Raw genomic sequence first — 481 nt, 5'->3', positions numbered from 1 at the left:
TTGCGCTCGTAGCCGACGACGACGCCGGGGGCGAGGGCGAGGAAGTTGCTGCCGTCGTCCCACTGCTCGCGCTCCGCGGCCCGGACGTCCTGCTCGGCGGACAGGAAGCGCACCTTGTCCAGGCCGAGGGCCTCGGCGAGGGAAACGGCGAGGTCGGCGTCGGGGCTGACGTCGAAGCCGGCGCCCGGGTAGACGGCGAAGGTGTCCCGGTCGATCATCGTCATGACCGTGTCGAGGTGCATGAACGCCCGGGTCTCGGGCAGTCGGACGGCGATCAGGCGGTGGGCGGTTCCGGTGACGAACAGCTGCTGGGCGAGGGCCTCGACCGCCTGGGCGGTGGTGCGCTCCCCCATGCCGACCATGACCACGCCCGGGGCGATGACGTGGACGTCCCCTCCCTCCAGGCTCAGCCCCGGTGCCGTGGCGGTGCCGTCCAGCAGCGGCGGGGCGGTCTCGGCGAACAGCGGGTGGAAGCGGTAGA

Annotated in this window: 1 protein-coding gene; it reads right to left on the bottom strand. The window is 72.6% G+C overall.

Annotated elements, in window-relative coordinates; genetic code table 11:
* Positions 1-481: arginine deiminase family protein (locus tag IH61_RS0140055; protein WP_031079456.1), on the bottom strand; the 481-nt coding region annotated here is incomplete at both ends.

This window comes from Streptomyces sp. NRRL WC-3742 (assembly GCF_000720635.1).
Classification (GTDB): Bacteria; Actinomycetota; Actinomycetes; order Streptomycetales; family Streptomycetaceae; genus Kitasatospora.
The sequence above is the reverse complement of the archived record's forward strand: the minus strand, read 5'-3'. Positions and strand labels throughout refer to the sequence as shown.